Raw genomic sequence first — 3,527 nt, forward strand, 5'->3', positions numbered from 1 at the left:
GGCGAGCTGATGGTCCGGCTGGAGGAGCGCCCGTGGCGAGCCGCGGCGACCGTGTTCGTCGACTCCCGGTCGATCGTCCACCTGCTGGGCACCTCCGGGCAGCGGGACGGCCGGCGGCGCGGCAGCGGAACGGCATCGGGACGGGATCGCCCGTGCACGCCGCTGATCAGCACGTACCGTGAGTGGGGTGACCGAGGGCACGGCAGAGCTGCGGTCGGACCGGGGGACGACGGAGCTGCGCTCCGCACCCCGGCACGACACCGGCCAGGACGCCGCAGCGACGCAGCCGGAGACCGACGTCGACGTGGCGGCCGAGGGGGCTCAGCTCGCCGAGGCGATCGGCCGCGTGGTGGAGGGCAAGCCCGACGTCGTCCGGCTGGCGCTGGTCGTGCTGCTGGCCGAGGGCCACCTGCTGATCGAGGACGTCCCCGGGGTCGGGAAGACCACCCTGGCCAAGGCGCTGGCCCGCACCATCGACGGCACGGTGCGCCGGATCCAGTTCACCCCCGACCTGCTGCCCAGCGACGTCACCGGCGTGGCCGTCTACGACCAGGAGTCCCGGGCGTTCGAGTTCAAGCCCGGCGCCGTCTTCGCCAACGTGGTCGTGGCCGACGAGATCAACCGGGCCTCGCCGAAGACCCAGTCGGCCCTGCTGGAGTGCATGGAGGAGCGGCAGGTCACCGTCGACGGGGTCACCTACGAGCTGGCCCGGCCGTTCATGGTGGTCGCGACGCAGAACCCGCTGGAGATGGAGGGCACCTATCCCCTCCCCGAGGCGCAGCGCGACCGGTTCACCGCCCGGGTCTCGATGGGCTACCCCGACCGCGACGCCGAGCTGGCGATGCTCGGCGGGCGGGCCACCGTCGACCCGCTCACCGCGCTCACCCCGGTCGTCGACGCCGCGCACGTGCGGACCCTGGTGGCCGCGGTGGGCCGGCTGCACGTCGCCGAGCCGCTGCGCCAGTACGTCGTCTCGCTCGTCGAGGCCACCCGTCGCTCCCCCGACCTGCGACTGGGTGCCTCACCCCGGGCGGGGCTGCAGCTGCTGCGCGCCGCCCGCGCCACCGCGGCGCTGGCCGGCCGCGACCACGTGCTCCCCGACGACGTGCAGGCCATGGCGGTGCCGGTGCTGGCGCACCGGCTGCTGCTGACCCCGGACGCGGCGCTGGCGCGCCGGGACGCCCAGCGGGTGGTCACCGACCTGCTCGCCACGGTGCCCGTCCACGGCGGCCGCTGAGCCGGCCCGCTCCAGAGACGGACACCCCGCCCATGGCCCGCACCCGGATCGCCGACGCCGCGTCCTCCCTCACCCTGCGCGGCCGCTGCCTGGTCGCCGCCGGGCTGACCCTGGCCGCGCTGGGCGCCCTGCTCGGCGAGCGGGCGCTGGTGCAGCTGGCCGTGTTCGTGCTCGCCCTGCCGGTGGTGTCGGCCGTCGGGGTCGCCCGCCAGCGCTTCCGGGTCGCCACCCGGCGCACCGTCACCCCGGCCCGGTTGCCGCGCGGCGGCACCGCCGAGGTGCTGCTGGAGGTGGCCAACACCGACCGGCGCCCGGGCGGCCTGTGGTTGCTCACCGAGCACCTGCCGGTCGACCTGGGCCCGCGGCCGCGCTTCGTCGTGGAGCGGCTGCTCAGCGGCAGCACCGCCCCGCTCCGGTACCGGCTGCACGGCTCCCGGCGCGGCCGGTACACCCTCGGGCCGCTGAGCCTGCGGCTGGTCGACCCCTTCGGCCTGGTGCTGCGCACCGCGACCGGCACCGACACCGCCGCCCTGCTGGTGCTCCCCCGGGTCGTCCCGCTGTCCGGTGGTGGAGCGCTGACCGGCGCCGGCGGCGACGGCGGCGAGGGCGCCCGCCGGTCGATCGCCGTGCACGGCGAGGACGACGTCAGCACCCGGGAGTACCGCCACGGCGACGACCTGCGCCTGGTGCACTGGCGCGCCACCGCCCGCACCGGCGAGCTGATGGTCCGGCTGGAGGAGCGCCCGTGGCGAGCCGCGGCGACCGTGTTCGTCGACTCCCGGTCGACCGTCCACCTGCTGGGGGGCAGCGTCGACGGCGCAGCCGGTGACCCGGCACCGCCGCAGGACACCCTGGAGTGGGTGGTGGAGGCCGCGGCGAGCATCGGCACCCACCTGCTGCGCCGGGGCGCCGCCCTGCGCGTGGTGACCGACGGCGGGGAGCTCACCCCGGCCCTGGGCCGCGGACAGCTGGGCCCGGACGAGCTGCTCGAGCGACTCGCCGGACTGGGCGGCGCGCCCCAGCCCGGGCTGCAGCTGGGGGTGGAGGCGCTGCGCCGGTCGGGGGCCGACGGGCCGGCCATCTGCCTGCTGGGCCTCGTCGACCCCGAGGACGTCGCGGGGCTGGTCCGCGCCCGGTCCGGCCCGGGCCGGGACGTCGCGGTGCTGGTGGACGCGGCGGGCTGGCTGGACGGCGGGGCCACCCGGGGCCGGCGTGCACTCGGCCCCGCCGCCCGGGCGGAGCTGTGCACTCGGCAGCAGCAGGCCGGCGACCTGTTCCGCGCGGCCGGCTGGCAGGTGGCCATGATCGGCCCGGACCAGAGCGTGGCGCAGCTGTGGAGCCAGGTGGGCATCCGGGCTGGTGCCGCAGGGCCGGTGCCGGCGTGAGCGGTCAGGTCGACGAGCTGCCCCGGGCCACCCGCGGCGGGCCGGGCACCGGGATCGCGGTCGCCGTCGCCGTCGGACTGGGAGCGCTGGCGCTGGACCCGGTCTTCGCCGCCCGCACGTGGCTGCTGCCGGTGACGATGGTGGTGGCCGCCGTCGGCCTGGGCGGGGTGGCGCTGCGTGCGCTGCTGGACCGCTTGGTCGACTCCGCCGGGGACGACTCCCCGTGGTGGGCCGGCCCGGCCCGGCTGGCGGTGCCGCTGGGCCAGGTGGCCCTGGTGCTCGTCGTCCTGACGATGGTCTTCACACCCGAGCGCGGCTGGGCGGGCGTGCTGCCGACCCTGGGCAGCTTGGCCGACCTGGCCGGTCTGCTCGGGGACGGCACCGCGGAGATCCGGGAGCAGGCCACGCCGGCGTTGCCGTTGACCGGGCTGGTGGCGCTGACCACCGTCTTCGTCGCCCTGATCGCGCTGGCCGTCGACCTGCTCGCCGTCCCCGCCCGCCAGCCGGCGCTGGGCGGTCTCGGTCTGCTGGTCCTCTACTGCGTCCCGGTGAGCACCGTGATCGGGGAGGTCGCGCTGATCTCCTTCGCCGCCCCGGCGGCCGGGTTCGCCGTCCTGCTGTGGGCCGACCAGCGGGCGCGGCTGGTCGGGGACGCCCGGGGTGGCAGTGGGTCGCCGATGGGCACCGGCACCCTGCCGGCCCTGCGCACCGGCGTGGTCGCCCTGGTGGCCGGCCTGCTGGTGCCGGCGTTCGTGCCCATGCTGGCCGAGGGCTCGCTCGCCGCGGGGCTGGGCGGTGAACCGGTAGGCCAGCCCCCCGGTGGTCACGTCCCGGCCGAAGACGGTCCGGGCGGCGGGGTCGAAGCGCCAGTCCTCGTCCTCGGACCCCAGCACCTGCACCGACAG

Annotated in this window: 3 protein-coding genes; all 3 read left to right on the top strand. The window is 77.1% G+C overall.

Annotation, left to right across the window (positions count from 1 at the left end; all coding sequences use genetic code 11):
• Window positions 1–304: 304 nt before the first annotated feature.
• A complete protein-coding gene (locus tag G5C62_RS26085) occupies window positions 305–1,237 on the top strand; it encodes an AAA family ATPase (RefSeq protein WP_164703286.1) in 933 nt (310 codons plus the stop codon).
• 32 nt (window positions 1,238–1,269) lie between these two features.
• On the top strand, window positions 1,270–2,622 hold the full coding sequence (locus G5C62_RS26090; protein ID WP_164703285.1) for a DUF58 domain-containing protein: 1,353 nt from the start codon (window positions 1,270–1,272) through the stop codon (window positions 2,620–2,622).
• A partial coding sequence (locus tag G5C62_RS26095) for a DUF3488 domain-containing protein (protein ID WP_241176148.1) occupies window positions 2,619–3,527 on the top strand: 909 nt, incomplete at its 3' end. The genes G5C62_RS26090 and G5C62_RS26095, both read left to right, overlap by 4 nt.

Source organism: Modestobacter sp. KNN46-3 (assembly GCF_011039295.1).